The sequence below is a fragment of the Xanthomonas sp. 3793 genome (genome assembly GCF_024806835.1).
Classification (GTDB): Bacteria; Pseudomonadota; Gammaproteobacteria; order Xanthomonadales; family Xanthomonadaceae; genus Xanthomonas; species Xanthomonas arboricola_F.
Genome location: NZ_JANTYU010000005.1, coordinates 155,656 through 182,027, shown reverse-complemented (window position 1 = coordinate 182,027; position 26,372 = coordinate 155,656). Strand labels below are relative to the sequence as shown.

The following is a 26,372-nucleotide window of genomic DNA, read 5'->3' as shown; positions in this document are numbered from 1 at the left end:
TAGGGAAGGGATCTGCGGGGAGCAGGCGGTGGGGTTGCGAGGAGGTCGCTGTGGCGGCGTGACGGCTGCGGCGAGCAGACGCGCCCTCATCCGGCGCCTTGCGCCACCTTCTCCCGCTGGCGGGAGAAGGGAAGGGATCTGCGGGGAGCAGGCGGTGGGGTTGCGAGGAGGTCGCTGTGGCGGCGTGACGGCTGCGGCGAGCAGACGCGCCCTCATCCGGCGCTTTGCGCCACCTTCTCCCGCCAGCGGGAGAAGGGAAGGGAGTTGCGGGGAGCACGCGGTGGGGTTGCGAGGAGGTCGCTGCGGCGGCGTGACGGCTGCGGCGAGTCGGCGCGCCCTCATCCGGCGCCTTGCGCCACCTTCTCCCGCTGGCGGGAGAAGGGAGCTGCGCCAGCGGGAGCAGGGATTTGTTGGTGCCAAGCGGCGCAGGAGCACCTGGGAGCGCTCGTCAGGTCACGCAGCGGTCGCTACTACCTTCCTTCTCCCGCCTGCGGGGGAAGGTGCCCGAAGGGCGGATGGGGGCAATGCATGCGCAACATGCGCACGGTCGCCCGCCCTACGTGTCAGCTCTGCCGCAACACCTGATACGCCTGCAGATGCACATTCGCCGCCATCAGCAGCGGCGCGTTGCGCCCTGTCTCGCGCACCCGCTTCAACATGTCGCCGACGATCTGCGCCGCTTCCACCTCCTGGCCGGCTTCCAGGTCGCGCAGCATCGAGGCCTTCAATGGCGAGTCGACCTGCAACAGCGTCTGCAACGCCTTGGCGCGCGCGGCTTCCGGAATCGACTGGCCGGCTGCGTCGGCGGCCCACAGGCATTCGTTGTACAGGCCATTGATCAGCGCACGTCCATCGTCGGTGGCCACAATCGCCCCGACCGGCGCACGCATCAGGCAGGTGGCCGCCGCCAGCGCGGTGAGGAAGCTGTACTTGATCCACTGTTCCTGCGCGATCTGCGCGCTGGCCACATGATCGATGCCTGCCTGCGCGCACAGCGCAGCAATCGCCTGCACGCGCGCCGATGCGGCATTGCCATCGCGCTCGCCGAAAGTGATCGCCGCCGGCTTGCCCAGGTGCAGGATCTCGCCGTGCGCGCCCTTGGTCGCGCTGATAAAGCACAGCCCGCCCAACACCCGCGCCGCACCGAAACGTTCGTCCAGTGCCGCGTAATGGCGCAGGCCGTTGAGGATCGGCAGCACCGTCGTGTGCTTGCCGACCGCCGGTGCAATCGCCTCGAGCGCGCTGTCCAGGTCGTAGGCCTTGCAGCTGAGGATCACCAGATCGAACGGACGCTGCGCCACCAGCGCCGGCAGATCCTGCGCGGTGATGGTTGCCACCGGCAGATCCGCATCGCCCAACGGACTGCGGATGCGCAGGTCATCGGCCTGCAGCTGCGCCGCCCGCGCATCGCGCACCAGGAAGGTGACATCGACACCTGCCTGCGCCAGGCGTCCGCCGAAATAGCCGCCGGTACCGCCGGCACCCAGGATCAAGATACGCATGAAAAATTCCTTTCAACTTAATTCGAACGCGCAGACGTCAGCTGTTATTTCAGCCGGATCGGGGATCCTCGGTCGGCATCAGGCTCTGGCGGAATCGCCGGAGCCTTTGTTTTTACGGGAAGCACTTCAACCCATAGCCGAGATAACGGCCAGCCGCATCCTTGGTCTAACTTCCACGATGTCGTCGCTGAACTGCACGCTCAGCTCCGCAAACCCACGCCACGGCGCAGCAGCCACAGCGCCAGTGCGCTGAGCACCGCGACAAAGCCCAGCATCAGCGCATAGGCCACCCAGATCGGCACGTCGGAGCTGCCGAGCAGGCCGTAGCGGAACGCGTTGACCATGTAGAAGATCGGGTTGGCGTGGGTGGCCGCTTCGGCCCACGGCGGCAGCAGCTTCACCGAATAGAACACCCCGCCCAGGTAGGTCAGCGGGGTCAGGATGAAGGTCGGCACGATTGCCACGTCGTCGAACTTCTTGGCGTAGACCGCGTTGACGAAGCCGGCCAGCGAGAAGATGGTCGCGCCCAGCAGCACGGTGGTCAGCGTGACCAGCGGATGCGGGATGCGCACCGGGGTGAAGAACATCGCGATGATCAGCACCAACGCGCCCACCATCACCCCGCGCAGCACCGCGCCGGACACGTAGCCCCACAGGATCACCCAGTTGGGCATCGGGCTGACCAGCAGCTCTTCCACATGCCTGCCGAACTTGGCGCCGAAGAAACTGGAGGAGATGTTGCCGTAGCTGTTCTGGATCACGCTCATCATCACCAGGCCCGGCACGATGAACTGCATGTACGAATAGCCGCCCATGTCGCCCACGCGCGAGCCGATCAGCCCGCCGAAGATCAAAAAGTACAGCGTCATGGTGATGGCCGGCGGTACCAGGGTCTGGCCCCAGATGCGCAGGATGCGCTGCACTTCGCGGCGCACGATGGTGCCCAGCGCAATCCAGTTGCGTTGGCGGGATGTGGCGGGCGTGACGGACATCGACGGCTCCGAAGGGCTCATGGGTGACCTGCCGGGCGCATAGGCGCCGCTGCAGCAGGGGCCGGGGTGGCGAGGGTCTCGCCGGGCCCGGTCAGGCGGACGAACAATTCTTCCAGCCGGTTGCTCTTGGTGCGCATCGAGCGCACCCGGATGCCGGCATCGCCCAGCGCGGCGAACACGCGGTTGAGGTCCATCGCGCGCGGCATGTCCAGATCCAGCGTGTGGCCGTCGATGGCGGTGAGCGTGGTGCCTTCGATCGCCGGCAACTGCGCCGGCAGCTCACCGTCGATATCGAACAGGAAGCCTTCCACGTCGAGCTTGGCCAGCAGTTCGCGCATCGGCCCCTGGGTGACGATCTGGCCGTGGTTGATGATGGCCAGGTTGCGGCACAGGTGCTCGGCTTCTTCCAGGTAATGCGTGGTCAGGATGATGGTGGTGCCCGACGCGTTGATCTCCTTGAGCACGCGCCACATGTCGCGGCGGATCTCGATGTCCACGCCGGCGGTGGGTTCGTCCAGGATCAGCAGGCGCGGCTGGGTCATCATGGCGCGGGCGATCATCAACCGCCGCTTCATGCCGCCGGACAGCGTTCGGCTCATCACCTGGGCCTTTTCCCACAGATGCGCCCGGCGCAGCTCCGCTTCGGCCAGGCGCTCGGCTTCCGCACGCGGCATGCCGTAGAAACCGGCGTAGTTCACCAGGATGTCGAAGGGTTTTTCGAACAGGTTGAAGTTGACCTCCTGCGGCACCAGGCCGATCAGGCGCATCGCCTCGCTGCGATGGGCGACCAGATCGGTGCCGAACACCTCCACCTGTCCGCCGGACAGGTTCACCAGCGAGCTGATGATGCCGATCAGGGTGGATTTGCCCGCGCCATTGGGGCCGAGCAGGGCGAAGAAGTCGCCCGGCGCCACATCCAGCGAGACGCCCTTGAGCGCCTGGGTGCCGTTGTCGTAGGTCTTGCGCAGATCGCACACGCGCAGGGCGGGCGCACTGGGAGAGGGTGAATTCAAGATGGTCCTTCGCGCCGGGGTGCCGGCGCAGCGAGTTGCAGCCCGTTATTATAGAAGCCCGTGGGGGTTCGCCCCGATCACAGACTGTCCCAAATACGTTCGTGCCCGTTCAATTCCCCCTCAAGCTTGTCGACCGGCGCATGATTGCGCCCACCGTGGCCCACTGCCAGTTCGTGCGTGACGACGGGCTGCCGCTGGATTTCCAGCCCGGGCAGTTCATCCAGATCCACTTCAACGGCGCCGATGGCACCCCGACCAAGCGCAGCTATTCGCTGGCGACCATCCACGATCACGCGTTCGGGCCGGGCGAGGCGGTGGATATCGCGGTGAGTTTCGTGCCCGGCGGCTCGGCCACCGCGCTGTTCGAAGGCCTGCAGATTGGCGACCAGGTGCAGGCAAGCGGCCCCTACGGGCGTTTCTGCCTGCCACCGGGCGATGCCAACCAGCGTTATGTGCTGATCGCCACCGGCACCGGCGTTACCCCGTACCGCTCGATGTTGCCGCTGCTGGCCGAGGCGATCGCCACCCGCGGCGTGCAGGTGCTGCTGCTGCAGGGCGCACGCACGCCGGCCGAGCTGTTGTACGGCGACGACTTCCGCGGGTTTGCCGATGCGCACCCGCAGTTCCGCTACGTGCCGTGCTTGTCGCGCGAGCTGCCTGCCGCGCCGCATGCCGATGTCCGGCATGGCTATGTGCAGCAGCATCTGCCCGAATTCGCGCCCGATGCGCAGACCGATATCGCCTACCTGTGCGGTAACCCGGACATGGTGGATACCTGCGTCGAGACGCTGAAGGCTGCCGGCCTGACGAATGCGCAGATCCGTCGCGAGAAATACGTCAGCCCGACGCCGCCGAAAACCTGAGCACCCAGGTCTTCGGCGCAGCGGTACCCTCGGCAACTGCACCGCATGCAACGTGCATGCGGTTGCGAACATGCGGTGCTATGCCTGCGCTGCATGCAGCGCAGGGCGCTGCAGCTCGACGGTGATGTGCACCAGTTCTTCGTGGATCTGCAAGGCGTTGCGCACCGTATCGGCGTCGATGTCGGCAGCAGTCACCAGGCTGACGATGCAGGCGTAGCGGTCGCTTCCGACCCGCCAGACATGCAGGTCGGCGATGTCGATCGCATGTGGGAGCTCGGCGATGACCTGCCTCACTTCCGCCACTACCGGCGCATCCATCTCCGCATCCAGCAGCACGCCGCCGGTGCTGCGCAGCAGCCCCCACGCCCACGCGGTGACCAGTACCGCACCGACGATGCCCATGATCGGGTCCAGCCACGTCACGCCCCAATGCATGCCCGCGACCAAGGCCACGATCGCCAGCACCGAGGTGGCGGCATCGGCCACCACGTGCAGATACGCCGCGCGCAGATTGAGATCGGCGTGACCGTGGTGGTGGGCATGATCATGCTCACCATGACCATGACCATGACCATGACCATGACCATGACCATGGTCGTGACCGTGATGATGCCCATGCGAGTCGCGCAACCACCACGCACAGATCAGATTCACCAGCAGGCCGACGACCGCGATGACCGTCGCTTCCTGATAGTGAATGGGCTTGGGCGAAAACAGCCGTTCCACCGACTGGAACGCCATCAGGCCGGCGACGCCCAGCAGCAGCATCGCGCTGGTATAGCCCCCCAGCACCTCGACCTTCCAGGTGCCGAAAGTAAAGCGCACGTCGCCGGCATGGCGCCGCGCGAAACGGTAGGCGAACAACGCCAGTCCCAGCGCAAGCGCGTGCGAGCTCATATGCCAGCCATCGGCGAGCAGGGCCATGGAGTTGAGCGTCCAGCCGCCGACGATTTCCACCACCATCATGGCCACGGTCAGGATCACCGCCTTGCGGGTGCTGCGCTCTGCCAACGGGTTGGTGCCGGCAAAGCGGTGCGACTGCGCGCAGTGGGGCGCGGTGTGCGTGGTCGACATCGGTGGGAGCTCTGGCTACGATACCCCCATAGGGTATCTGATATACCCCCATGGGGTATAGCGCGATGTCACATCTGAACCACGACAAATCCAAGCTGCTGGCGCGCGTGCGCAGGATCCGCGGCCAGGTGGAAGGGCTGGAGAAAGCCTTGGCGCAAGACGTGGACTGCACCGCGCTGTTGACCCAGGTCGCCGCTTTCCGTGGCGCGGCACAAGGGCTGATGGTCGAGCTGCTCAGCGAGCACCTGCGGCATCACGTGGCCGCGCCGGACGGGCTGGGCGACAGGGAGCTGGCGGTCGACGATGTCGCCGCCATCCTCAAGACCTATCTGAAGTGACCTCGCCGCTGGCGTGATGGCGCGCCACCGATTGCCTGCGCACCAGCGTCCATCGCTGCGCTGCCAGCCACAGCCACAGCCACAGCCACAGCGATGGCGTGGCTGCAGCCTCGATTGCGCATCGCTCAGCGCGGTTGCAAGGTCACCAGCACGACATCGTTGCTACGCATCGGCACGCTGACCTCCACCACGCCATCGGCGCCGACACGGATGCGTTTGTTCTGTTCGGGCGTGTCGCGCGTTGCCTGCTGCAGTTGGCTCAACTGTTTCTGGTTCAACGCCTTGGGCAGGCCCATGTCGATGTACAGCGACAGCGGGTCGTTACGCCGGTAGCCGGTCTTGCGCACCTGCAGCTGGTATGTGCCCGCTGGCACATGCGTCACGCGCATGCGCAACGGTGCGCTATCGGTGGCGGCGACCAGCTTGGTATAGAACGGGGTATTGCTCACCGCTTGCACCGGCTGCTGCCAATCCCACACCAGCGCGGCGATGCGCTTGCCATCCACCGCAGCCAGCGCATGCGCATCGGCCAGCGGAATCTCGCGGCCTTGCAGCGCGTTCAAATACTTGTAGGCAAACCATGCCGGCTTGCGAATGCCTTCGCGATTCATCAGCCCGAAACCGCCGTGGAACGGCGTCGGTGGCGGGCCAGGTTCTTCGAACAGATCGGTATAGGTCCAGTAACTCATGCCCTGCACCAGGCCTTGCACCTGCTTGAGCTTGGTCAGGATATAGGGCGCATTGACATAGCTGTCGTGGACATAATCGCGCGGCGTGTAGCTGCTGCTCCACTCGGTGAAATACAGCGGCAGATCCGGAAATGGCGAGGCCTGGATCTGCGCGTGCACGCGGCGCACATCGCCGACGATGGCATCCGGCGATGCGGACAGTTTGACGTCCTGCTTGCCGTCTTCATCGAGAAAACCGCCGTCCACGCCATAGGTATGCGTGGTGACGAAGTCGATGGGCAACTTGTTCCTGGCAACGAAAGTCAGCAGTTCCGGCACCCAGTCCGCACCGGCCGTCGATGGGCCGCCAACGCGCAGCTGCGGGTCGATCGCCTTGATCGTGCGTGCGGTGTTGGCATACAGATCGAAATAGGCCTGCTGGTCGGCGTTTTCCCAGAAATCCTTCAGATTCGGCTCGTTCCACACCTCGAAATACCACTGCCGCACCTCATCGGCACCGTAGCGGTCGCGGATGTGCCGCACATACGCATCGATCAACTGGGTCCATTTGGCCGGATCCGGATGCGAGGTATTGCCCTTCCAGTAGAACAGCGTTTGCTCGGAGGTCTTCATCGCAGCTGGGGTAAAGCCCAGCTCGACAAACGGGCGGATGCGCTTGGCCAGCAATGCGTCGTAGAGCTGATCCAGCTTGGTCCAGTCGTAGACCAGTTTGCCGTCCACTTGCTTGACGGTGCCAAGCGCATCGTGGAAGACATCGTGGAAGCGGAGATAGCGAAATCCCAATTCCTGCACGGCAGGCACCAGGTGCGCCTGCGTATCGGCGCGGATCAGCGTGCCCGGAAAATCCGAGCCTACCGACAGCGTGGCGAAACGATCCACCGGTGCGCCGGCGGTGGAAAGATCCACCTGAACGTCGCGCGCTGCGGCGGCGTGCGCGAGTGCCGGCAATCCGGTGCTACAGGCCAGTGTCATCGCAAGCAAGGTGCGTAACCGCATCGTCTCTCCTGATGTGTGTATGCAACGACCCATGCGCTACGTGCGTGCGCAAGGACTGCGCGTAGGCGTTCTGCGGGCGGTCGTCGCCGGAACTCAAGAATAACGGAATGCGTGGGATAACCATCGCTGCCAGCTGGAGTCCGCGTGCGCCAGCAGGCGCGCAGTCGCGTTCGTTCGCGGTCGCATCGGTTGCATGAGGCAAGCAGCGGCGGTAGCGGTGGCAGCGTGGCGCGACTGTGCGTGAGTGCAGCGCGGTCTGGCGCTCTTCGCAGGAACGAGTGCTTGGCAGCGGGGCCGCACCTGGTCGCAATCACTGCCGCAGTCCTGACGCAGCTGATCGATTTCCGCCACAGCAGTCAGTGCTCAGCGCCCAGGCGAGACATCAGCGCGATCCCGGGCGGGCATCACTTGCCCAGTGTGATCTGGCTGAGTCGGGCCCAGCTGCGCGCGGCCGTGGTGTTTCCAATGTGGTCTTGACGATGCGACACATCGTCAAGACCACTGCCTGCGTCAACGCATCCGCAGAGGGTTTGCTAGCCCTGCTGTTCTTCGACTCCTGCGATCGCTTGGTGAACCATCAGGCTATCGACATACTGCTCCATGCTCAGGATCTTGCCGTCCTTGAGCCGATACAGATGCGCGAAGGTGGCGCGCATGAACTTCCCGGTCTTGGCGTAGGTGCCGGAATAGGTACCAAACGCTGCGACATAGTCCCCGTCGGCCAAGTAAGTGTGGACCTCGGCCTTGTAGCCCACCCACTCGGTCGCGAGCCGATGAAAGACATGCTCGAAGACTTCTGCCGGACCGGTGTAGGTCCCTGCGTATGGGAAGCCGGCCGCCTCTGTCCAGGTGGCGTCAGGCGCTAACGCGGCAGACAGGTGCTTGCCGTTGTCTTCCGAAGAACCCTCATAGGTTGCTCGGATGATGTCCAGATTGGTCTTCATCGGATCAACCCCACTTCATCTCACCCTTGGCGACCTTGGCACCAATCTGCAGTGCCGTGCCCATGCCGGCTCCCGGATAGCGCTTGGTCATGGCCTCGATGAGCGCGGCACTATCGGATGCCTTGCCCAGCTCTTCCTCGAATGCCAGCAGGTAATCGCGCGTGTAGCGGATCGCCGAGGCGTCGGTCGCTGCGCCCGGTGCCATATGTCCAGGAATCACCACCGCCGGTTTGCGGGCCGCCATTGCATCGAGTGTCTTGATCCAGGCCTGGCGGCCCTGGGCACTCGGTGTGTCGGCTGTCCATACATGCACCCCAGAGAACACCAGCACGCCACCGAAGATCGCGTCCAGCGATTTGAGCGCGAGGTAACGGCGGTTGGCCAGGCCGTCTGCATCCACGATGGCGATGGACTGGCCTTCCAGCGAGAGCGCGTTGCCGTCGAATGCGTCCGGCATCACGATGTCTGCAAGCGTCTGCGGCCCGTTGTCCTTGAGCTGGGGCCCCCAGGTCGCAAGCTTCTTCTCGACGCTGCTCTTGATGGCCGCGACGGTGGCAGATGCCGCGATGATGCGCGCATCGGGAAACGCAGCCTTGATCGGGCCCAGGCTGAAGTAATAGTCAGGGTCGCTTTGGCTGACGTAAATCGTGGTCAGTGTCTTGCCACCGGCCTTGATTGCATCAACCAGCGCCTTGCCATCGGGTAGCGTGAAGCCGCCATCGACCAGCACGGCGTCGCGCTTGCCGGAGATCAGGACCGGGGCACGGAAAAACCCGTTCTCACCCGCGGGAAAGTGCTGCAGCTTTAAGGGCGCCTGTGCGGCCATGGCGCTGTTGACGGAAGGGGCAGCTGAGGCGATACCTGCCACGGCAATGGTTTTAATGACTTCTCTGCGTGTGGTCATGATCCGTTCCTTTTAGGAGAGATGAAGCGTTGTCTTCAAGCGGCCTGAAGTTGACGTTTGAATGCACTTGGATCGGTGTAGGCGGCATGTGCGTCTATCAGCCATCGCTTCCCGCCGGATTCAGCGATGAACGTCGGTACGCCTTGGGCGCCGAACTCACGCATCAGCGCTTGCGCACCTTCGATGCGCGTTCGATTCGCGGCCAGAAGCTGTGCATCTGCCTGCGCCAGCCGCGTGGCGGCGTCCGCAAGGTGCAGCTCTTCCAGAAGCCTGACCAGCCCGGCAGTGGTGGTCACGTCTTTCCCGTCCACGTAGCGAGCCTGCTGAATGGCCGTCAGCGTCTTCAGTTGCTGTGCCGGTGCTGCCAGGGACACAGCGGTCAGCGCCAATGTGGCTGCACCACTATCGAAGCGCTGCTGGCGATCGCCGAGAACCTCCTGGCGATAACGTTCGGTGAAGCGCTGCCCGGTCAGATGTTCAATGCGTTGATCGTTAGCCCAGGCAAAGCCGGCGAAGTGATCGCCCATCGCCCGCGCACCCATGCCGGCGAACAAACCGGAAGGCCGAAGCTCGATCGCGATGCCGGGCTCGGCGGCCAGTGCGGAAACGGTCGCCGCTGCGCCATAGCACCAGCCGCATAACGGGTCGAACAGATAGTGCAAGGTGGTGTTCATGGGCATTCCTTGTGACTGCCGGACACATCCTAGAGACCCATAATTGATCGATAAATACATACGTGATAAATACATCGTATGTTGAAAGCATCCAATCAAGCGGGGGACAGGCCAGGCGACCTTGGCAATCTTCGTCGCCTGGCCTACTTCGTCGCCGTGGTGGAAACCGGGTCGTTCACCGCGGCGGCCGAGCGCCTGGGCATCACCAAGGCGGTAGTGAGCCAACAGGTCGCCCGACTGGAACACGAGTTTCGGACCTCTCTACTGGTGCGTACCACGCGTAAGGTGCAAGCCACCGAGGTGGGGCAGGAGTTCTACGAGCGCTGTGCGTTGATCCTGCGCCAGGCGGAGCATGCATTTGACGGTTTGGCCGATCGATCTGCCGAGCCATCGGGCGTGTTGCGGCTTACCGCACCGTTCGACTATGGCGTGGGAGTGGTTGTGCCTGCGATCGCTGCATTCACTAAGCGCTACCCCGCCTGCAAGGTAGATGCCATGCTCAGCGACCAGACGCTGGATTTGATGTCCAGGAACATCGAGGTTGCCATCCGTGTCGGATGGCTGGCCGAAACAAGCGAACAAGCGCGAAAAATCGGTACCTTCCGCCAGCTGCTTGTCGCTTCCTCATCCATGGCAGCAGAGCTTGCAACGCTCCAGAGCCCGGCCGACATCGTCTCGTTACCCTTCGTCGCCAACACTGCGTTGCATGATCATTTGCGATGGACCTTCTCCTCGGACCAGCAGCACACCCAGGTGGTGCACGTGCAGGCATCCATTTTTCTCGATGCCACGATGGCTGTGCGCGAAGCGGTGTGTCAGGGCGCCGGGCTGTCCGTGCTTCCAGACTATGTGGTTGCTAACGACCTCGCCGCAGGGCGTCTGATTGAGGTGCTTCCGCATTGGTGCCTGCCGTCCGGAGGCATCCATGCGGTATTTCCTGCTGCACGGTATCGCCCGTCCAAGGTGCGTGCATTTGTGGATTTGCTCATCGAGCGAGAAGCCTTGCGACAAGCCACGCAAGGCTATATCCGCGGTTGAGCAAGGACGGCCTTGATGGCAGGCGCCACCTCGGTGCCCAGCAACACGATTGAACGTTGCATGGCCTCGGTCTGCAGCATGGCCGAGCTCATCTGGAAGGTAAGGCGCGCAATACCGCTGAGCGCTGCGTTTGCAGCAAGAATCTTCTCGCGCACCGTATGCGGGTCGCCGATGAGAAAGGCACCGCCAGGGCCGCACATCGCGTCGAACTGAGCGCGTGTGGCGGTCGACCAGCCCCGCTCGCGGCCTATCTCGGTAAACATGTGTGCCCAACCCGGGAAAAACGCATCTCGCGCATCGGCGTCGGTGTCGCCCACAAAACCCATGGCGTGGATGCCAACCTTGAGGACATCGGGTGCATGCCCCGCGTTGCGGCCTGCTTCCCGGTACAGATCGACGAGCGGACGAAAGCGCTCGAAGCTGCCACCGATGATCGCCACCATCAGTGGCAAACCCAGGCTGCCCGCGCGAACGAACGATTGCGGCGTGCCGCCAACGCCAAGCCAGATCGGCATCGTTGCCTGTTGCGGTCGCGGGAAGATGCCCTGGCCATTGAGCGGTGGTCGAAAGCGTCCGCGCCAGGTGAGGTGGGTGTCGGCGCGCAGTTTCAACAACAGGTCGAGCTTCTCGGCGAACAGCGCGTCGTAGTCTTCCATTGCAAAGCCGAACAAGGGATAGGCTTCGCCGAAGGAGCCGCGCCCCACGACGATCTCTGCGCGCCCCTTGGCGATCAGATCGATCGTTGCGAACTCCTGGAAAACCCGCACCGGATCAGCTGCACTGAGCACCGTGACGGCACTGGCGAGCCGGATGCGTTGCGTGCGTGCCGCCGCCGCCGCAAGAATGACCGTGGGCGCGGAATCCAGAAACTCCCGACGGTGATGTTCGCCGATACCGAAGACGTCGAGCCCGGCGCGATCGGCAGTTTCCACCTCTGCAAGCAGGGCAGCCATCCGCTCGGTGGGCGATACCATCTGTCCTGTCGCAGGGTTGGGGATGGTCGCGGCAAAACTGTCGATTCCGATTTCCATCGAAAATCCTCTTGGTCGAGTTGTACAGCCAATTTGCAACGCAGTGCGCACACCCCCACCTGCCATGTGACAGTGCGTCCGGCGGCAGGTGACCAGCAAGCATCACGGCGTTCTTCCAAGCAGGCGAGCTGCGTTCTGGCGGTAGATCGCCGGACGCGACAGCCCGGTGACGTCCATGGCTTCCAGCGCCGCGCTGAACGTGTCGAGTCCGAAGTCCGGTGCCATCGGGAAATCGGTCCCGAAGACGATGCGCTCAGGATCTGCCACCTGGGCCAGGGCGGCAAACGTCGCCGCGCCCGCCGCCAGTGCGGTGTCGTAATAGAACGCCCGAAATGCGCTGGCAGGGTCGCCGATCCGGTCGATGACGCCCGGCATCATCTGCAGGCTGAGCGCGATGCGCGGGAACAGGAACGGCAGCGCACCGCCTGCGTGCGACAGGATGAAACGGATCCCGGGAAAGCGCGACAGAACCCCGGTGATGATCAGGCTTGTCGCGGTCCGCGTGGTTTCGAACGGAAATTCCAGCACGGACGCCGGCGCAACGCGGGGCAAGCTGTAGGACGGCTCGTTGGGATGAATCAGCACCACCGCGCCACGGCGGTCGAGTTCTTCCCACAGCGGGGTGAACCGTTCGTCCCCAAGGTAGGCTCCCTCGTAACTTGTGAACACGATGAAACCGTCGGCCTTGAGCGTATCCAGGGCATAGGCGGCTTCGGCAAGGCTGGCGTCCATGTCGGGCAAGGGCAGGCTGGCAAACGCACCAAAACGGCCTGGATATTTCTGGCGTAGATCGGCCGCAGCGTCATTGCAGCCGCGTGCGATCGTTCCCTGATGGTCCGTCATCGGGACCGAGGAGACCGACAGGATGCCTTCGGCGATGCCGGCGGCGTCCATCATGGCGATCGCCTTGTCAGGCGACCATTCTGGTGCACGCTTGTTCGGCATCTGCGCTGCAAGCACGTCCATGCCGACCGCGTCGACATAGGCCTTGGGGAAGAAGTGCTGGTGCGTGTCGATCTTGTTGAATGACATGATGGCTCCCTGATTGGCATACGCCGCGACGCGCAGCGCTGGATGAATCGGCGCGGCCTGGCGTCGAGCATCCGAAGGGTCGTCACCTGATCGGTGGCGAGAAGGGCGGGCTGCTCAGGAAATCTTGTACTGCCCGCCGTCCACCGGAAGCGCCTGGCCAGTAATGAACGCTGCATCGTCGCTGGTCAGAAAACAGACCGAGCCGGCGATATCCTCAGGCTCGGCAAAACGCTTGATCGCCTGGTGCTGCCAGGTCTGGCGTTTCTCCTGCTCGGGCATCTCCCGGGTCAGGCGCGTATTGGTGATGGAGGGGAGCACCGCATTGACGGTGATGCCGGAATCGGCAACATCGTTGGCCAATCCCCGCACGAACCCGATGACTCCCATCTTCGAGGCCATGTAGTGGCTCATGCCCGGGATGGCCAGTCCGATGGAGTTGGACGATATGTTGACGAACCTGCCCCAGTTGTTCTTGCGCATCTGAGGCACGAACTGTTTGGCGCTCAGAAAGTGCGCGTCGAGATTGATGGAGAAGGTCCTTTTCCATTGCTCCCAGTCAAGCTCGTCGATCAGCTTCGGGCTGCCGATGCCGGCATTGTTCACCACGATGTCGGTGCGGCCGAAGCGGTGCTGTACCTGCTGGTCGATCCGCTCCCAATCCGCAGCGCTGGTGACATCGCCGGTAACGATCAGGCTGTCGCCGCCGAGCATGCCGGCGGTGTCGTGTGCTTGCTCGATGTCCACCAGCACCAGCCGGGCACCATGCGCGGCGAGCTTGACTGCAATGGCCTGACCAATCCCGCGGGCGGCGCCTGTCACGACGGCAACGCGGCCATCGTGGCTCAATTTCATCGGTGTCATGTCGGTTCCTTGAAAGTCAATTAGGTACGCAACGCAAGCGACGCGGTGGTGCTGTGCCTTCCGCCCGAGGGGCGGCCAACACAACACCTGCTCAGTGCGCGGTGCGGCACGCACCGCGCTGGCGGTGGGCGCCACATGTCCGCGACCTGACGCCGCGTGCGACGCTCTGCCGGTCGCGCTGCGCTCAGAACGGGTATTGCTCTTCGTTCTTGCTGTGCCGGGCGTTGATCCAGATCGTATCGGTGAAATCGTTCATGCAATCCGGCCCGGTGCGACCCCAGCCGCTGTCGCGCACGCCACCCATCGGCACATGCGCCTCGTCGTTGACGGTTGCGGTATTGACGTTGACCACGCCGGCCTGGATCCGCGGCGCCAGCTCCAGGCCACGGTAGGTGTCGCCACTCAGGATCGAGGCAACCAGGCCATACGCGGTACGGTTTGCGACCCTGACAGCGTCTTCGACGCTATCAACGGGTTCGACGATGACCACCGGACCAAAGGTCTCTTCATTGGAGATCGTCGCCTCATAGGGAACATTGGTCAGGATGGTCGGTTGATAGACCTGGCCTTCGAACGTCCCGCCTGTCTCTATCCGCGCGCCCATCGCGACGGCTTCCTGCACACCTTTATGGACTTTTTCGATCGCGGCCTTGTTGATCAGTGGCCCGATCAGGGTGGCAGGATTGGACGGGTCGCCCATGGGGAGCTTGCGGGCGCGCTGGACGAACTTTTCAAGGAATTCATCGTGCAGCTTGCGTGCAATGATGATCTTGCGCGTGTTCATGCAGATCTGTCCTTGATGGAAGAATGCTCCGAACGTCGCAGTGCGCACTGCGAAATCGACATCCACATCGTCCAGCACGATCAGCGGGTTGTAGCCGCCCAATTCCAGCACGGTACGCTTGAGCGTGCGCCCGGCACGCTCGGCCAGTATGCGCGCAGTCTGTACGCCGCCGATCAGGTTGATACCACGCACATGTGCCGATGCGAACACCGCATCGGAGATCGCGCCGGCGCCGCCAGGCGCATGCGGCACGACGTTGATGACACCGGCCGGAAAGCCGGCTTCTTCGGTAATGCGCGCAACCATCAACCCTGCCGAAACCGGCGCAAATTCCGACGGTTTGATAATGACCGTATTGCCGGCAGCGAGCGGCCCAAGCGCTGCACGCCACGACAGGATATTGGCCCCGTTCCAGGGCGTGAAGCAGGCGATTACGCCGAGCGGGCGGCGAATGCTGAAGGACAGGCGGCCGGTGACATCGCTTGGAAAGGTCTCGCCCTTGGGGTTGTAGATCCAGCCCGCCGCCGCTTCCAGGTTCTGGACGACCAGGCTTTGCTGGAAGCGCGCAAAGGAAATGGTGCTGCCCGTTTCGCGCGACAGGATATCGGCGATTTCTTCCGAGCGTTGGCGATAGATGGCGGCGGCCTTCAGAAACAACGCAGCCTTCTTCGCAGGCGGCATCGCTGCCCAGGCCGGAAACGCCTGCTGAGCCGCTTCGATGGCGGTATTGGCTTCCTCCGCGCCACAGTTGGCAACATGCGACATCAGTTTGCCGCTGTAAGGCTCGAACACATCGAAGCTGGTGTTGCCGGACGACTGTTTCCATTGGCCACCGGAAAAGTAGCCATGATCTTGAATCGTGCTCATTTCACACCTTTATTGGGTTGGTCAGATGCTTGATTGCGGACGTCGAGATCCATCGCGCCACGGGTCTGCCGCAGCGCGTTGGTTTTTTCCACAGTGATTGCGAGGTTTTAGATGAACATGCCGCCGGAGGCTTCGATACGTTGTGCGTTGATCCAGCCATTGCCGTCTGACAGCAGTCCGGCAATCACCGGTCCAATGTCATCTGGCAGGCCCACACGACCAAGCGCGGTCTGCGTGGAGATCAGCGTGTTGAGTGCTGCGTTGTCGCGCACCAAACCACCGCCAAAATCGGTCTCGATGGCGCCTGGCGCCACCGCATTGACGGTGATGCCGCGTGGGCCAAGTTCCTTTGCCAGGTAGCGGGTGAAGACCTCGATGCCGCCTTTCATCATCGCGTAGGCCGCATACCCTGGCAGCGCGAAGCGGGTCAGCCCACTCGACAGGTTGACGATGCGGCCACCGTCTGCGATGAGCGGCAGCAACGCTTGGGTCAGGAAAAACACGCCCTTGAGATGAACCGCCATCAATTGATCGAACATGGCCTCCGTGCTCTGTCCGATTGGCGCTGCCAGCCCGATACCTGCATTGTTGACCAGGAAGTCGATGTGGTCGCGCGACCAGGTTGCAGTGAGACTTGCGCGTAATCTGGCGACGAACTCGGGAAACGCGCTGATCTCTGCGGTATCGAGGCGAAGCACGGCTGCTTTTCTGCCAAGCTGCTCCACTTCGCGCGCGACCTCACGCACGCTGTGTTCCTGCGACGTGTAGGTCAGCACGACATCGACCCCGTTGCGTGCAAGAGCCAGTGCCGTACTGCGGCCGAGCCCGCGGCCGCCGCCGGTGATCATTGCCAACTTGGGTGTATTTTCCGCCATTGTCCTTTCCTTCGGGCGTGCGCCGTCACACCGCGGTGCCGCAGGCTACTTTGGCGCTGACATTCATGGAGAGACGTTGAATCCAGGCCGCTGCGGCCTGTGGCAACCTGCACGCCTTGCCTGGGCGATGCGTGCAGGCTCCCAGCGATCGCGCGCTTAGAACTTTGCGTCGCTCAATGCGGCAAGAAACGCCATCGGATTCCAGTACTCGCGGTAATTGACCACCAGGCCATTCTTGAACGTCACCACCGTGGCATAGCTCATTTCATACGGGTTGCCGTTGGAGATGACCGTACCCGATGCACTCCACTCGGCGATCGCCACGTTGGGGTCGTCGGTGGCATGGATCTTCAGGCTCGGGATGGTCTTGACGTCGATTACGTTCGGGTAATTGCGCAGGTACTCGTAGATCGCTGCGCGACCGACCAGTTTCCTGGACGACACATCGGGTGCGAACGGGAACTCGACGACGACATTCTCGTCGCACAGTTCTGACCAGCCTTTCATGTCCTTGGCCAGAAACGTGTCCAGGGTGCGCTTCAGAAGCTGGACGGCGGTGTGGGTGTCTGGGTGGCTCATGCGTTGCTCCGGTGGGTTTGTGGTGTGGCTGGGTCAGGCGTTGGGCCAGACCCAGTTGGACGCGATACGTTCGGCCAGCATCATGGTGGGAAACGCTGTCGCGACCGAAGGGACGTCTGGCCAGATCGATGCATCGACGACGCGCAATCGCTCGACGCCGCGGACGCGGCCATCGGTATCGACCACGGCAGTCGGATCGCGCTCACCGCCCATCGGCACAGTGGAGGTTGGATGTTGATAGGTCGCCACGCTGGCAGGCAGCGTGGCATCCAGAGCGGCGCGATCGCTGGCAGCCGCGCCGGGCGCGAGCTCGCCGCCGACGACATCTGCAAATGGTTGATGCCGCGCGATGTCGCGGATCATCTCCACGCCGTCGATCAAGCGTTCCCGATCGCCAGGATCACTGAGGAAGCCAAGATCGATGATGGGTGCCGCCTGAGGGTCGCGGCTGGCGATGGTCACAGAGCCGACCGACCGCGGACGCACCAAGGCCGCGAACAGCAGGAACATCGCGGTGTCGGATGACTGCCCATTGGCGGGCAACGCCGCGGTGCTGATATTGAGGTCGGCCTCATCCCCGACCGCATGCTGCGATTGCGTCCACAGCATGGCGCCGATGGGCGGGTACGGCAGCCCGACCGCCTCCTTTTTGATCGACCACACGGTCGGTACCAGCGGGTGGTCCTGCAGGCGACGGCCAACCGGCAGGTCGGCAACGACATCGATACCGAGGCCGCGCAGCGTGTCGCCAGGGCCGATGCCAGAGCGCATCAGGATCGCAGGACTGGCGTAGGTGCCTGCCGACAGAACGACGGTGTCAGCACGAATCACCTCGCCACCGGCCAGACGGACTCCGATGGCGCGCCTGCCTTCCAGCACGACGGCATCGACCAGCACCTGGTCGCGAATGGTCAGGTTGGTGCGCGCACGCACCGCCTCGCTCAACAGCGTCATACCGGTCGTCAGCCGCACCCCCATGCGCGTGTTCATGACATAAGGACCGACGCCCAGTGGATCTGCGGACGCAAACCCGGCCGAGCGTTGATGGCCGGCGGCGAGGGCGGAGGCAATGAAGGCGCGATGCTGGTCCGACACTTCCTCGTCGCCGAGCTGATGGACGGGGAAAGGACCGTCGTGGCCGGTGCCACCGCTGCCGGAGGTACGCTCCAGCGACTGGTAGAACGGCTGGGTGGCGTCCCAGCTCAATGCCTGCAGATCGTAGTCCCGGGCCCAGCGCTCGTGGTCCGACTTCGGCAACCGCATCGCCACTGCACCGTTGATCGCCGACGAGCCACCGAGCACCTTGCCGCGATTGAGCGGCATGCTTCTGCCAAGCAGCCCGGGCTGCGATTGAAAGCCCCAGTCGTGCTGCGAGTCGCCGCCCACCAGGTCCTGACGCCGCACGGCGTCCGGATAAGCGTCGGGTGCATAGGCCACGCCTGCCTCGATCAGCAGAACGCGACGCGAGGAATCGGCACTCAGCCGGTTGGCCAGCACGGCGCCGGCGGAGCCACCCCCAACGATGATCAGGTCGTAGGGGGAACCCGACGAATCGACGACGCCCGCCTTGTTGGAACGAGGCTGCGATAGCTCCTCACCGGTGCTTCCTGCGGCGTTACGATCGATCATCGGCAGTGGCTCCCAAACGTGTGGCGGCGATGCTGACATCCGCGCGTTGTAGTCAACAAGCCTGTATTTTTCGATGCGATCCATCGGTTAATCCGTTGGATGAGCCGGTAAGCACAAATCACAGAAGGCGCCAACATGCTGGATGGTCTATCGCTCGATCAATTGAGAACTTTCATCGCTTCAGCCGAAGAAGGCAGCTTTTCTTCGGCGGGCAGACGCCTTCGACGCACCCAGTCCGCCATCTCGGAAACCATGAACAATCTTGAACGGCAGCTTGGCGTGCGCCTGTTCGATCGGCAGGGGCGATATCCCAAGCTGACCCCGGAAGGGAAGGTGCTCCTGGCGGACGCGAGAACCATCATGGCGGGCGTGGAGAATCTGAAAGCCCGGGCGAAAGGGATATCCGCGGGGCTGGAGCCTGAGCTCGTTGCAGTGATCGACGTCTTTTTCCCGATCACTGCCATGGCAGAGGTTGCCCACGAATTTCGGATCCAGTTTCCGGATACGCCGCTGCGGCTATTTGTCGAGGCGCTGGGTGGCGCGATGCAGCCGGTTGTCGATGGACGGGCCAGCTTTGGTGTTGTCGGGTCCTTGCAGATGTTGCCCAGTGGCCTGGAGTCGGAACAAGTTGCCACCATCGACTTTGTCAGGGTGGCCGCCAGTCATCATCCGCTTGCCAGCTATGACGGGCCGATCCCGCGCGAGGAGCTTGCCAAGCATGTGCAACTGGTGTTGACGGACCGATCGAGCATCTCGGAAGGGCAGGAGTTCGGTGTGCTGTCTCCGCTGACCTGGCGGCTGGCGGACCTGTTTACCAAGCATGCTTTTCTTGTCAGCGGTCTGGGTTGGGGCGGCATGCCGTTTCACGCGGTTTCAAAAGACATCGCTGAAGGACGGCTGGTTGTGCTCCCGATCGAGGGGACGCCGGTAGGAGGGCATCGGATGCCCATCTCGGCGATCTATCGCATGAGCGCCCCGCCGGGGCCTGCAGGTCGCTGGATGATTGAGCGTCTGAAGCAGTGCACCAGGGGCCGGCAGGTCGCAACGGACCTGCCGCAGTAGCCGGGCATGGGCGATCGGTGTGTCGAATGACGCCCGGACGAGCAGAAAAAAGCTGGACACACCCAAAAAAGTGTATTAGTGTTTGTTACACACATTCACTAGATCGACCTCAGGACATGCCGACCAGCAGCCGTTTCGCCGTTGCCACCCACATCCTCACTGCGCTTGCAGTGGGCGACGGCACGCCGATGCGTTCGGACGATCTGGCGTATTCGGCCAACACCGGTGCTGTTGTCATCCGTGGGCTGCTGTCGCGCCTCAGCGAGGCAGGGTTGACGCGCTCGCAACTTGGCGCCGGTGGTGGCGCGATGCTGGCCAAACCGGCGAAACAGATCAAGCTGTTGGACGTCTATGCGGCTGTGGAGGACACGGAGCTGTTTTCGGTGCATCGGACGCCGCCCTGCGAGAACTGTGCAGTGGGCGGCAACATCCTGGCCGCGCTTGAACCGACATTGACCCGAGCTCGCAAAGCACTGGAAGGCGAGCTTGGGAAAACCACCATCGCGGATTTGGCCCGCGACGTCGCTCGGCTGGGAAACTTCTCGATTCCCCTGGTCTGGTAATGTTTTGGTCTTAAATGTCGTTAAGTCGACGACACACATGCACTTTGCGGAGGCAAGGCGACAACAGAGCTGCCAGTGGCTTGGGGTGCTGGCGACTTCACTCACTTCTACAACCCCTCACTTCAATCACTTCAACAGGATATAGATCATGAGCATCGGCATTATTGGTTCTGGCGCGCTGGGCGCCAACGTCGCACGTGCACTCGCTAAAAAAGGAATTGCAGCATCGATTTCAAACAGCCGTGGGCCGGCTTCGCTCGCTGCGCTGGTCAATGAGCTTGGCCCCTCGATCACCGCAGTCACCACAGCCGAAGCGGCGAGCGCCGACATCGTGATTGCTGCGATACGCTGGGTCGATGCCGAGAACGTCATGACTGGCCTGCCGGCGTGGAATGGACGCATCGTGATCGACGGCACCAATCCGGTGGAGTTTATCGATCCGGCTTCTCCGGACGCCAACGATCCGAACAATCCACTGGCAGCCTACGGCATCAAGGCAGTGGATCTGGCGGGCAAGCACTCGAGCGAGGTCTTCAAGCAGTTCGTGCCAGGGGCAAGGGTGGTCAAGGCGTTCAATCACCTCGACGTCAATGTCCTGGCCGAGCCCGAAGTCGCCGGTGGCAAGCGGGTGCTGTTCTATTCCGGGGACGACGCTGCCGCCAAGGCCGAGGTCCACGCACTCATCGACGCGATGGGCTTTGCGCCGGTCAACCTCGGATCGCTCGATGTCGGCGGGCCGCTTGCATCGCTTCCTTTCGGCTCGCTATCCGCACAGAACTTCGTAAAGCTCTGAGCGTATCGCACAAGGTTGCGGACGGATCGAGTTCCATTTCATCCGTCCGGGCTGTGTTGCAAGTCGCTAAGACTTGCACACAGCTGAGTCGCTGCTGAAATACCAACGCCCATCTGCTGCTGGCTGGAGCATTGCCAATATCTGTGACCCCTGCCGATCGGGCATGTCAGCGAAAAAAGCACTGTTCCCCTGCACTATGGCATCCAGGCTTCCCGGTATGCTCCGCTTGATGCCCTTGCCCGGGTTGGCAGGGCCTGCGGCCATCTGGCGTCGCTGAGATGGCCACACCATTTTGAGAGTGCATCTGTCAGCATGTCTGCCCGGAGCTGCGCGTCAACGCAGGTCTCTCTCAGCCGTCGATTCTCCTACGGTAGCTCTTCGAGCCGGGACACCATCGAGGCGTCCATGTCGCCAAAGCTGGTGCCATGTCTAAGACGTCAGCGAGCTGATCCCTTCTTGTCAGCATAGGGCAGACGGTAAGCCACCCTCGGCTGCTTGAAAGCGGCGATGATCTGGCTGTCGGTGAAGCAGACCTTTCATGGGATATGTTCGTTTCAGCCCGCCAAGGGATTGACCGCCGGCGTGGTCCAGATTTCCGCAGCAACCCGCTGCAGCGCCTGCAGACGCCGCCCACCGCCGTGCAACTGATCGACGCGCTAATTGGACCTTCGCAGCGCCCGCGCGCCATTGACGCGTTTTCGCGGTCAATGGCGCTCAACGCGAAGCTGCACCGAGGACGACCCGCCATACGATGGCACGGCCATATATGCTCCTGCGACCGAACACCGCATGCGGTGCTGCGACGATTGGTGCGTGTGAATGAACAGGTGTCTCAGGCAGGCGTGCGCTTGGTAGAACCCGGAAATGCACAGGTTGGAAGCAGAAATTGCATGCTCATTAGGTTGTACTGCGCCCGGCCGCGCATGGATCGTGCAGGGCGCAGGTCTGCCTTTATGAGGCTGCGCTCCAGCGCAGCGACAGGAGCAGATTCCATGCAATCAGCGACGTCGCCGTAATGCAAGGCTCGATCCAGCCTTTTTCTCGTCAATTGGAACGACTACATGAAGCTTGTGCGCCCTTTTACCATCGGTCTGCTTGCAGCTGCAGCGTTCACCGCCTGCAAGCCGGCGCCGCCCGCGGCGGACAAGGCGGCCACCGCAACGCTTGCACCCACTGCCGAACAAGCCGCCAAGGCCTTCGATGCGCTGCTCGACATGCAGTGGCAACAGCAGTTGAAACAATCGCCGGAGTTCGCAAGCACCATCGGCGACAGGCGCTATAACGACCGATGGAGTGACTATTCAGCGCAGGGAATGCAAAAACAGCGCGCCGACGTCGCGGATCTGCTCAGGCGGTTCGAGGCGGGGGATGGCCGAGTGCTGGACGAACAACGTCAACTCAGCCTGCAGATGATGATCGGGCAATTGCGCGATACGCTGGAAGGTATCGACCTGAAAACATACGAAATGCAGCTGGATCCCATCGTCGGCATCCAGCTGACACTGGCGGGGTATGCCGACAGTTTTCCCTTCGAAACCGTGAAGGACTATCAGGATTACATCAAGCGACTGCAGACGCTTCCCACCGTGGTCGATCAGATCATCGATGTCTCGCGCCAGGGTGCGAAGGATGGTCTGATGCAGCCGCGCTATTTGCTCGAGCGTGTGCCTGAGCAGATCGACAGCATGGTGGCCCAGGCTGGAGAGAAAAATCCGTTTGCCTCGCCGCTGAAGAATCTCGATGGCGTGGTGCCGGCAGAGAAGCGCGAGGCGCTGAGGACACAACTGGTGGCAGCCATCGATCAGCAGGTCCGGCCGGCCTATGCCAAGCTATCTGCCTTCGTCCGCAACGAATACGCCCCGCAGGGGCGTCTGCAGGAAGGACTGTGGTCGCTTCCCGACGGTGAGCGACGCTATCGTTACGCCATCCATACCGAAACCACTACCGATCTGTCGCCAGAGGAGATTCACCAGATCGGGCTGAAGGAAGTCGCGCGCATCGAACAAGAGATGACCGCGATCGCCAAGGCCCAGGGCTATGCGGATCTGGGCAGCTTCCGCAAGGCGGTGGCGACCGACAAGCGCCACTTCGCTACTTCCTCCGAGCAGATCTTGGAGCAGTACCGGCACTATGTTGCAGGAATGCAGCAAGAGCTACCCAAGCTGTTCGAGAAGTTGCCGGAACAGTCTCTCGGTGTTGAGGCCATGCCGGGATTCCGGGGCAGATCTCCCCCCGCCATGTACCTGCAGAGCAGTCCGGATAGCAGCAAGCCGGCAATGGTGAGTGTCAACGTCAGCGATGTCGCCCAACGTACCCTGATCAACATGGAGGTCATCGCTTACCACGAGGGCGTGCCGGGCCATCATCTGCAGGTCTCGCTTGCGCAGACCCTGCCGTTGCCGCCGTTCCGTCAGCAGGGTGGTTACAACGCCTACGGTGAAGGTTGGGCAATGTATGCCGAGCGACTGGGCAAGGACGTCGGGTTGTTCAAGGACCCCTATAGCGACTACGGCAGGCTGTCGGCCGATCTGTTGCGCGCCAATCGCCTGATTCTGGACACGGGCGTGCATTACAAGCGCTGGAATCGTCAGCAGATGATGGCGTTCTTTCACGCCCACCCGTCGGACGACGAGGGCAGCATGCAGGCCGAAACGGATCGTTATATCGCGTGGCCGGGCCAGGTGCTGGGATACAAGCTGGGCCAATTGCAATTCATGACGCTTCGTGAGGAAGCCCAAAAGGAGCTGGGCGATCGCTTCGACATACGCGCGTTCCACACAGCGGTGCTGGGCGACGGCGCAATGCCGCTGACGATCCTGCAACAGCGCGTACGCCAGTGGATTGCAGAGACCAAGGCCGAGCAAGAGCCGCGCCGATGAGCGGCAGCTCGGCCTTGGTACGGGAAGCCTCTGCGCAAGGCGCCACAGATCCGCCACACGATCTGCTCATGTCGGCGAGCGAGCCAAGCAACTGACGCTGGATGACGAGCAGGGCCTGATCGGCCATGTCGCGCAGCGCGATGCCGATCACCAAGGCCGCATCGCTCATCCTGCATTGGCGACCGTGTCCAGCGCCGCGAGCGCACTGCCAATGGATGGATACCCTTGGGCGCTAGCCACGCCCAAGGCTGCGACCTTAGCCATTGGGCAGGTGCCTGAGCCCTTAGCCCCCTGGTGGATCAGCTGTCCATTCGTCGCTCAGTAGATCAATGAAGCGACGGATCTTGGGCGAAAGGTGGCGCTTGCTCGGGTACACGATGCGGATGGGCTCAGGAGGGGGCTCGAATTTTTCCAACACCCTGACCAGCCTTCCCGATTCGAGGTCGTCTCGGATGAGATAGTCAGGAAGTTGGGCGACTCCCACACCTGCGCAGGCCGCGTGTTGCAAGGCTTCCCCGCTATCCATGACAAGCCTGCTTGCATCCGAAAAGGAGACATCGCCTTCTTCTGTTCGGAATGTCCACGGTCTTGGGCGTCCTTCGTCCAGGAAGAAACAGCAATGGTGCAGAGACAGATCAGCGGGGGTGGCTGGCTCGTCGTGCTTGGCCAAGTAACCGGGCGATGCGCAAGTGAGCATGCGTTGGTGAGTGACGGTGCGACTGAAGATGCGAGAGTCCTCGCGCGCAGGGCCGGTGCGTACCGCAATGTCGATACCATCTTCAATCAGGTCCACAAAGCGATCGGAATACTGCACAACTGCGCTGACGTTGGGCCACGCCTCGATGAACCGCTCCAGCACAGGAAGCACATACCGCACGCCTAATGTCACAGGGACACTCAGGGCAAGGCTGCCATAGGGGGCTTCCGAGCGAAGCGCCATCGCAGTCTCGGTCTCCTTCAGGTCCTCGAGGATCAGAGAGCTTCTGGCATAGAGCACTTGTCCATCGTCTGTCAGGCTCAAGCTCCTGGTTGTCCTGTTCAACAGCCGCATACCCAGTCGTTCCTCCAAGCGAACGACACGCTTGCCGACGGCCGAGCGCGTCAACCCCAGGCGTTTGGCGGCCAGCGTGTAATTGCCGCTATCGACGGCCGTAACGAACGCGATAATGTCGTTTATGTTTGTGAATTCCACGCAGGCCTCTAGGGATCGATCGCCGGAACAGTAGGGAACCCCATTCCCCAATCATGCGCCTAATCTTGGCATTCGGTTTTTTAAGAACCAATTACCAATGAGGGAAATCCCATGAACGAGAGCGTCAAGGCAAGTGTCAAAGATTGGGCTGAGAGCTTGGCAGAGCTTGCCCCGGTGGTGACCGGGGAAAACCAAGCGCTCACGATGGAAGAAATTCGCAAAAGCTACGTGAGCATGCTCGCCAGGCAGCTTCCGCCAGCAGGCGTGAGCTTTGAGAAGATCGAGCTGGGCGGCGTGCCCACAACCTTGGTGACGCCACCAGCGCAGACAACGGACGCGGTGCTGTTCTACATCCACGGCGGCGCCTACATCGTCGGTGCGCCTGATGGATATCATGGAATAGGTGGCAACTATGCGCAGATGCTGGGCGCCAGGGTCTACATGCCCGATTACAGGCTTGCTCCCGAATATCCTTTCCCTACGCCAATCGAAGACACGCTGGCGGCCTACAAGGGGCTTCTTGCGTTGGGCATCCCGGCGCAAAAGATCGTTTTTGCCGGCGAGTCGGCTGGCGGCGCCATGGTGGTTTCGGTCATGGTGGCGGCGCGCAACGCAGGCCTGCCTCTTCCTGCAGCCGGCACCGCCATTTCGCCGTGGGCGAATCTGGAGCACACCGGAGCATCGGTCACCAATCGCGAAGGACTCGATCCGCTGAACACCGCGGCGGGACTGCGTTTCCTGGCTCGCACCTTCCTGGGCGATGCGTTGCCCAATCATCCGATGGCATCTCCCGTATTCGCCGATGTCACCGGCCTGCCACCGATCCAGATTCAGATCGGCGAGAACGAGTTGATGCTGAGCGACGCGATGCGCCTGGCGACTCATCTTGGAGACAACCGTGTCCGGGTCGACCTCGAAGTCTGGCCGGGCATGTTCCATGCGTGGCACTTCTTTGCCAACGCACTTCCCGAGGCGCGCGAAGCACTTGCAAGCTCGGTGCGTTTCTTGAGTGCGCAGCTCGAAAGGAGCTGAGCCTAGCGATGTAGTGATGGCCTGGCAGAAGTGTCGGTACGCGCTATCTGCCGATGCTGTTCCTTGAACACTGTGCTATCGGCTACAAGGCAGATAGCACAGTGGCGTTGGGTAAGGCTGCTGCGAAGTCGCGTCGCTCGCCGTGTCGGCGACCCTCGCCATCTGC

The 26,372-nt window shown here is 62.6% G+C and carries 24 protein-coding genes; 8 read left to right on the top strand and 16 right to left on the bottom strand.

Going from position 1 to position 26,372, the window contains the following annotated elements:
• Positions 1 to 563: 563 nt before the first annotated feature.
• The 3 genes from panE to FHY18_RS17465 all read right to left on the bottom strand — a co-directional run bounded on the left by panE (position 564) and on the right by FHY18_RS17465 (position 3,507).
• Entirely contained in the window at positions 564 to 1,502 is a 939-nt protein-coding gene (panE, locus tag FHY18_RS17475) for a 2-dehydropantoate 2-reductase (protein WP_259157342.1), read from the bottom strand.
• A 200-nt stretch (positions 1,503 to 1,702) separates the two neighbouring features.
• The gene (locus FHY18_RS17470; protein ID WP_259157341.1) at positions 1,703 to 2,515 is read right to left on the bottom strand and encodes an ABC transporter permease; all 813 of its coding nucleotides are present in this window, start codon (positions 2,513 to 2,515) and stop codon (positions 1,703 to 1,705) included.
• Positions 2,512 to 3,507, bottom strand: coding sequence for an ABC transporter ATP-binding protein (locus FHY18_RS17465; RefSeq protein ID WP_259157340.1), 996 nt, complete (start codon positions 3,505 to 3,507; stop codon positions 2,512 to 2,514). The genes FHY18_RS17470 and FHY18_RS17465 overlap by 4 nt, the downstream gene beginning before the upstream one ends.
• Positions 3,508 to 3,542: 35 nt before the next feature.
• On the opposite strand from FHY18_RS17465, the gene FHY18_RS17460 reads away from it, so the two are divergent.
• Positions 3,543 to 4,370 (top strand): ferredoxin--NADP reductase, encoded by an 828-nt coding sequence (locus tag FHY18_RS17460; RefSeq protein ID WP_259157339.1) that lies wholly within the window; start codon positions 3,543 to 3,545, stop codon positions 4,368 to 4,370.
• 78 nt (positions 4,371 to 4,448) lie between these two features.
• Here FHY18_RS17460 and dmeF read toward each other — a convergent pair whose 3' ends face one another.
• Positions 4,449 to 5,444: a CDF family Co(II)/Ni(II) efflux transporter DmeF gene (dmeF, locus tag FHY18_RS17455; RefSeq protein ID WP_259157338.1), complete on the bottom strand. Its 996-nt coding sequence runs from the start codon at positions 5,442 to 5,444 to the stop codon at positions 4,449 to 4,451.
• Between the two features lie 65 nt (positions 5,445 to 5,509).
• Here dmeF and FHY18_RS17450 point away from each other — a divergent pair, with 65 nt between their 5' ends.
• The gene (locus FHY18_RS17450; RefSeq protein ID WP_259157337.1) at positions 5,510 to 5,782 is read left to right on the top strand and encodes a metal/formaldehyde-sensitive transcriptional repressor; all 273 of its coding nucleotides are present in this window, start codon (positions 5,510 to 5,512) and stop codon (positions 5,780 to 5,782) included.
• Between the two features lie 125 nt (positions 5,783 to 5,907).
• Here the strand turns inward: FHY18_RS17450 and FHY18_RS17445 are convergent, their stop codons facing one another.
• The 4 genes from FHY18_RS17445 to FHY18_RS17430 form a co-directional block, all read right to left on the bottom strand.
• A complete protein-coding gene (locus FHY18_RS17445; RefSeq protein WP_259157336.1) occupies positions 5,908 to 7,467 on the bottom strand; it encodes a beta-xylosidase in 1,560 nt (519 codons plus the stop codon).
• Positions 7,468 to 8,000: 533 nt separating this feature from the next.
• Positions 8,001 to 8,411, bottom strand: a complete 411-nt coding sequence (locus FHY18_RS17440; RefSeq protein ID WP_259157335.1) for a nuclear transport factor 2 family protein — start codon at positions 8,409 to 8,411, stop codon at positions 8,001 to 8,003.
• Positions 8,412 to 8,415: 4 nt separating this feature from the next.
• Entirely contained in the window at positions 8,416 to 9,315 is a 900-nt protein-coding gene (locus FHY18_RS17435; RefSeq protein ID WP_259157334.1) for an MBL fold metallo-hydrolase, read from the bottom strand.
• A gap of 35 nt (positions 9,316 to 9,350) precedes the next feature.
• Positions 9,351 to 9,989, bottom strand: a complete 639-nt coding sequence (locus FHY18_RS17430; protein ID WP_259157333.1) for a DsbA family protein — start codon at positions 9,987 to 9,989, stop codon at positions 9,351 to 9,353.
• Positions 9,990 to 10,067: 78 nt separating this feature from the next.
• On the opposite strand from FHY18_RS17430, the gene FHY18_RS17425 reads away from it, so the two are divergent.
• Positions 10,068 to 11,027 (top strand): LysR family transcriptional regulator, encoded by a 960-nt coding sequence (locus tag FHY18_RS17425; protein WP_259157332.1) that lies wholly within the window; start codon positions 10,068 to 10,070, stop codon positions 11,025 to 11,027.
• Here FHY18_RS17425 and FHY18_RS17420 read toward each other — a convergent pair.
• The 7 genes from FHY18_RS17420 to FHY18_RS17390 all read right to left on the bottom strand — a co-directional run bounded on the left by FHY18_RS17420 (position 11,012) and on the right by FHY18_RS17390 (position 18,769).
• The gene (locus FHY18_RS17420; RefSeq protein WP_259157331.1) at positions 11,012 to 12,058 is read right to left on the bottom strand and encodes an LLM class flavin-dependent oxidoreductase; all 1,047 of its coding nucleotides are present in this window, start codon (positions 12,056 to 12,058) and stop codon (positions 11,012 to 11,014) included. The two genes, FHY18_RS17425 and FHY18_RS17420, sit on opposite strands and share 16 nt — an antisense overlap.
• A 102-nt stretch (positions 12,059 to 12,160) precedes the next feature.
• Positions 12,161 to 13,090, bottom strand: coding sequence for an amidohydrolase family protein (locus FHY18_RS17415; protein WP_259157329.1), 930 nt, complete (start codon positions 13,088 to 13,090; stop codon positions 12,161 to 12,163).
• A 114-nt stretch (positions 13,091 to 13,204) separates the two neighbouring features.
• On the bottom strand, positions 13,205 to 13,951 hold the full coding sequence (locus FHY18_RS17410) for an SDR family oxidoreductase (RefSeq protein WP_259157327.1): 747 nt from the start codon (positions 13,949 to 13,951) through the stop codon (positions 13,205 to 13,207).
• Positions 13,952 to 14,135: 184 nt separating this feature from the next.
• On the bottom strand, positions 14,136 to 15,602 hold the full coding sequence (locus FHY18_RS17405) for an aldehyde dehydrogenase family protein (protein ID WP_259157326.1): 1,467 nt from the start codon (positions 15,600 to 15,602) through the stop codon (positions 14,136 to 14,138).
• Positions 15,603 to 15,709: 107 nt separating this feature from the next.
• Complete coding sequence (locus FHY18_RS17400; RefSeq protein WP_259157324.1) at positions 15,710 to 16,477, bottom strand: SDR family oxidoreductase; 768 nt, start codon at positions 16,475 to 16,477, stop codon at positions 15,710 to 15,712.
• 156 nt (positions 16,478 to 16,633) lie between these two features.
• Positions 16,634 to 17,056, bottom strand: a complete 423-nt coding sequence (locus tag FHY18_RS17395) for a nuclear transport factor 2 family protein (RefSeq protein WP_259157322.1) — start codon at positions 17,054 to 17,056, stop codon at positions 16,634 to 16,636.
• Positions 17,057 to 17,089: 33 nt separating this feature from the next.
• Positions 17,090 to 18,769 carry a GMC oxidoreductase gene (locus FHY18_RS17390; RefSeq protein WP_259157320.1) on the bottom strand — a complete coding sequence of 560 codons (1,680 nt, stop codon included), beginning with the start codon at positions 18,767 to 18,769 and terminating at the stop codon, positions 17,090 to 17,092.
• Between the two features lie 51 nt (positions 18,770 to 18,820).
• Between FHY18_RS17390 and FHY18_RS17385 the strand changes: the two genes are divergently transcribed.
• The 4 genes from FHY18_RS17385 (at position 18,821) to FHY18_RS17370 (ending at position 23,982) form a co-directional block, all read left to right on the top strand.
• Positions 18,821 to 19,747, top strand: coding sequence for a LysR family transcriptional regulator (locus tag FHY18_RS17385; protein ID WP_259157318.1), 927 nt, complete (start codon positions 18,821 to 18,823; stop codon positions 19,745 to 19,747).
• Between the two features lie 116 nt (positions 19,748 to 19,863).
• Positions 19,864 to 20,310 (top strand): Rrf2 family transcriptional regulator, encoded by a 447-nt coding sequence (locus FHY18_RS17380; RefSeq protein WP_259157316.1) that lies wholly within the window; start codon positions 19,864 to 19,866, stop codon positions 20,308 to 20,310.
• A gap of 148 nt (positions 20,311 to 20,458) precedes the next feature.
• Positions 20,459 to 21,103, top strand: a complete 645-nt coding sequence (locus FHY18_RS17375) for an NAD(P)-binding domain-containing protein (protein WP_259157314.1) — start codon at positions 20,459 to 20,461, stop codon at positions 21,101 to 21,103.
• Positions 21,104 to 22,164: 1,061 nt separating this feature from the next.
• Complete coding sequence (locus tag FHY18_RS17370) at positions 22,165 to 23,982, top strand: DUF885 family protein (RefSeq protein WP_259157312.1); 1,818 nt, start codon at positions 22,165 to 22,167, stop codon at positions 23,980 to 23,982.
• Positions 23,983 to 24,265: 283 nt separating this feature from the next.
• Here FHY18_RS17370 and FHY18_RS17365 read toward each other — a convergent pair whose 3' ends face one another.
• The gene (locus FHY18_RS17365) at positions 24,266 to 25,174 is read right to left on the bottom strand and encodes a LysR family transcriptional regulator (RefSeq protein WP_259157310.1); all 909 of its coding nucleotides are present in this window, start codon (positions 25,172 to 25,174) and stop codon (positions 24,266 to 24,268) included.
• A 111-nt stretch (positions 25,175 to 25,285) separates the two neighbouring features.
• Here FHY18_RS17365 and FHY18_RS17360 point away from each other — a divergent pair, with 111 nt between their 5' ends.
• The gene (locus FHY18_RS17360; RefSeq protein ID WP_259157309.1) at positions 25,286 to 26,206 is read left to right on the top strand and encodes an alpha/beta hydrolase; all 921 of its coding nucleotides are present in this window, start codon (positions 25,286 to 25,288) and stop codon (positions 26,204 to 26,206) included.
• Positions 26,207 to 26,372 lie beyond the last annotated feature (166 nt).

Coding starts and splice junctions, on each gene's coding strand:
- panE (WP_259157342.1), bottom strand. CDS start 1,502: ATGCGTATCTTGATCCTGGGTGCCGGCGGTACCGGCGGCTATTTCGGC.
- FHY18_RS17470 (WP_259157341.1), bottom strand. CDS start 2,515: ATGAGCCCTTCGGAGCCGTCGATGTCCGTCACGCCCGCCACATCCCGC.
- dmeF (WP_259157338.1), bottom strand. CDS start 5,444: ATGTCGACCACGCACACCGCGCCCCACTGCGCGCAGTCGCACCGCTTT.
- FHY18_RS17450 (WP_259157337.1), top strand. CDS start 5,510: ATGTCACATCTGAACCACGACAAATCCAAGCTGCTGGCGCGCGTGCGC.
- FHY18_RS17445 (WP_259157336.1), bottom strand. CDS start 7,467: ATGCGGTTACGCACCTTGCTTGCGATGACACTGGCCTGTAGCACCGGA.
- FHY18_RS17440 (WP_259157335.1), bottom strand. CDS start 8,411: ATGAAGACCAATCTGGACATCATCCGAGCAACCTATGAGGGTTCTTCG.
- FHY18_RS17435 (WP_259157334.1), bottom strand. CDS start 9,315: ATGACCACACGCAGAGAAGTCATTAAAACCATTGCCGTGGCAGGTATC.
- FHY18_RS17430 (WP_259157333.1), bottom strand. CDS start 9,989: ATGAACACCACCTTGCACTATCTGTTCGACCCGTTATGCGGCTGGTGC.
- FHY18_RS17425 (WP_259157332.1), top strand. CDS start 10,068: ATGTTGAAAGCATCCAATCAAGCGGGGGACAGGCCAGGCGACCTTGGC.
- FHY18_RS17420 (WP_259157331.1), bottom strand. CDS start 12,058: ATGGAAATCGGAATCGACAGTTTTGCCGCGACCATCCCCAACCCTGCG.
- FHY18_RS17415 (WP_259157329.1), bottom strand. CDS start 13,090: ATGTCATTCAACAAGATCGACACGCACCAGCACTTCTTCCCCAAGGCC.
- FHY18_RS17410 (WP_259157327.1), bottom strand. CDS start 13,951: ATGACACCGATGAAATTGAGCCACGATGGCCGCGTTGCCGTCGTGACA.
- FHY18_RS17405 (WP_259157326.1), bottom strand. CDS start 15,602: ATGAGCACGATTCAAGATCATGGCTACTTTTCCGGTGGCCAATGGAAA.
- FHY18_RS17400 (WP_259157324.1), bottom strand. CDS start 16,477: ATGGCGGAAAATACACCCAAGTTGGCAATGATCACCGGCGGCGGCCGC.
- FHY18_RS17395 (WP_259157322.1), bottom strand. CDS start 17,056: ATGAGCCACCCAGACACCCACACCGCCGTCCAGCTTCTGAAGCGCACC.
- FHY18_RS17390 (WP_259157320.1), bottom strand. CDS start 18,769: ATGGATCGCATCGAAAAATACAGGCTTGTTGACTACAACGCGCGGATG.
- FHY18_RS17385 (WP_259157318.1), top strand. CDS start 18,821: ATGCTGGATGGTCTATCGCTCGATCAATTGAGAACTTTCATCGCTTCA.
- FHY18_RS17380 (WP_259157316.1), top strand. CDS start 19,864: ATGCCGACCAGCAGCCGTTTCGCCGTTGCCACCCACATCCTCACTGCG.
- FHY18_RS17375 (WP_259157314.1), top strand. CDS start 20,459: ATGAGCATCGGCATTATTGGTTCTGGCGCGCTGGGCGCCAACGTCGCA.
- FHY18_RS17370 (WP_259157312.1), top strand. CDS start 22,165: ATGAAGCTTGTGCGCCCTTTTACCATCGGTCTGCTTGCAGCTGCAGCG.
- FHY18_RS17360 (WP_259157309.1), top strand. CDS start 25,286: ATGAACGAGAGCGTCAAGGCAAGTGTCAAAGATTGGGCTGAGAGCTTG.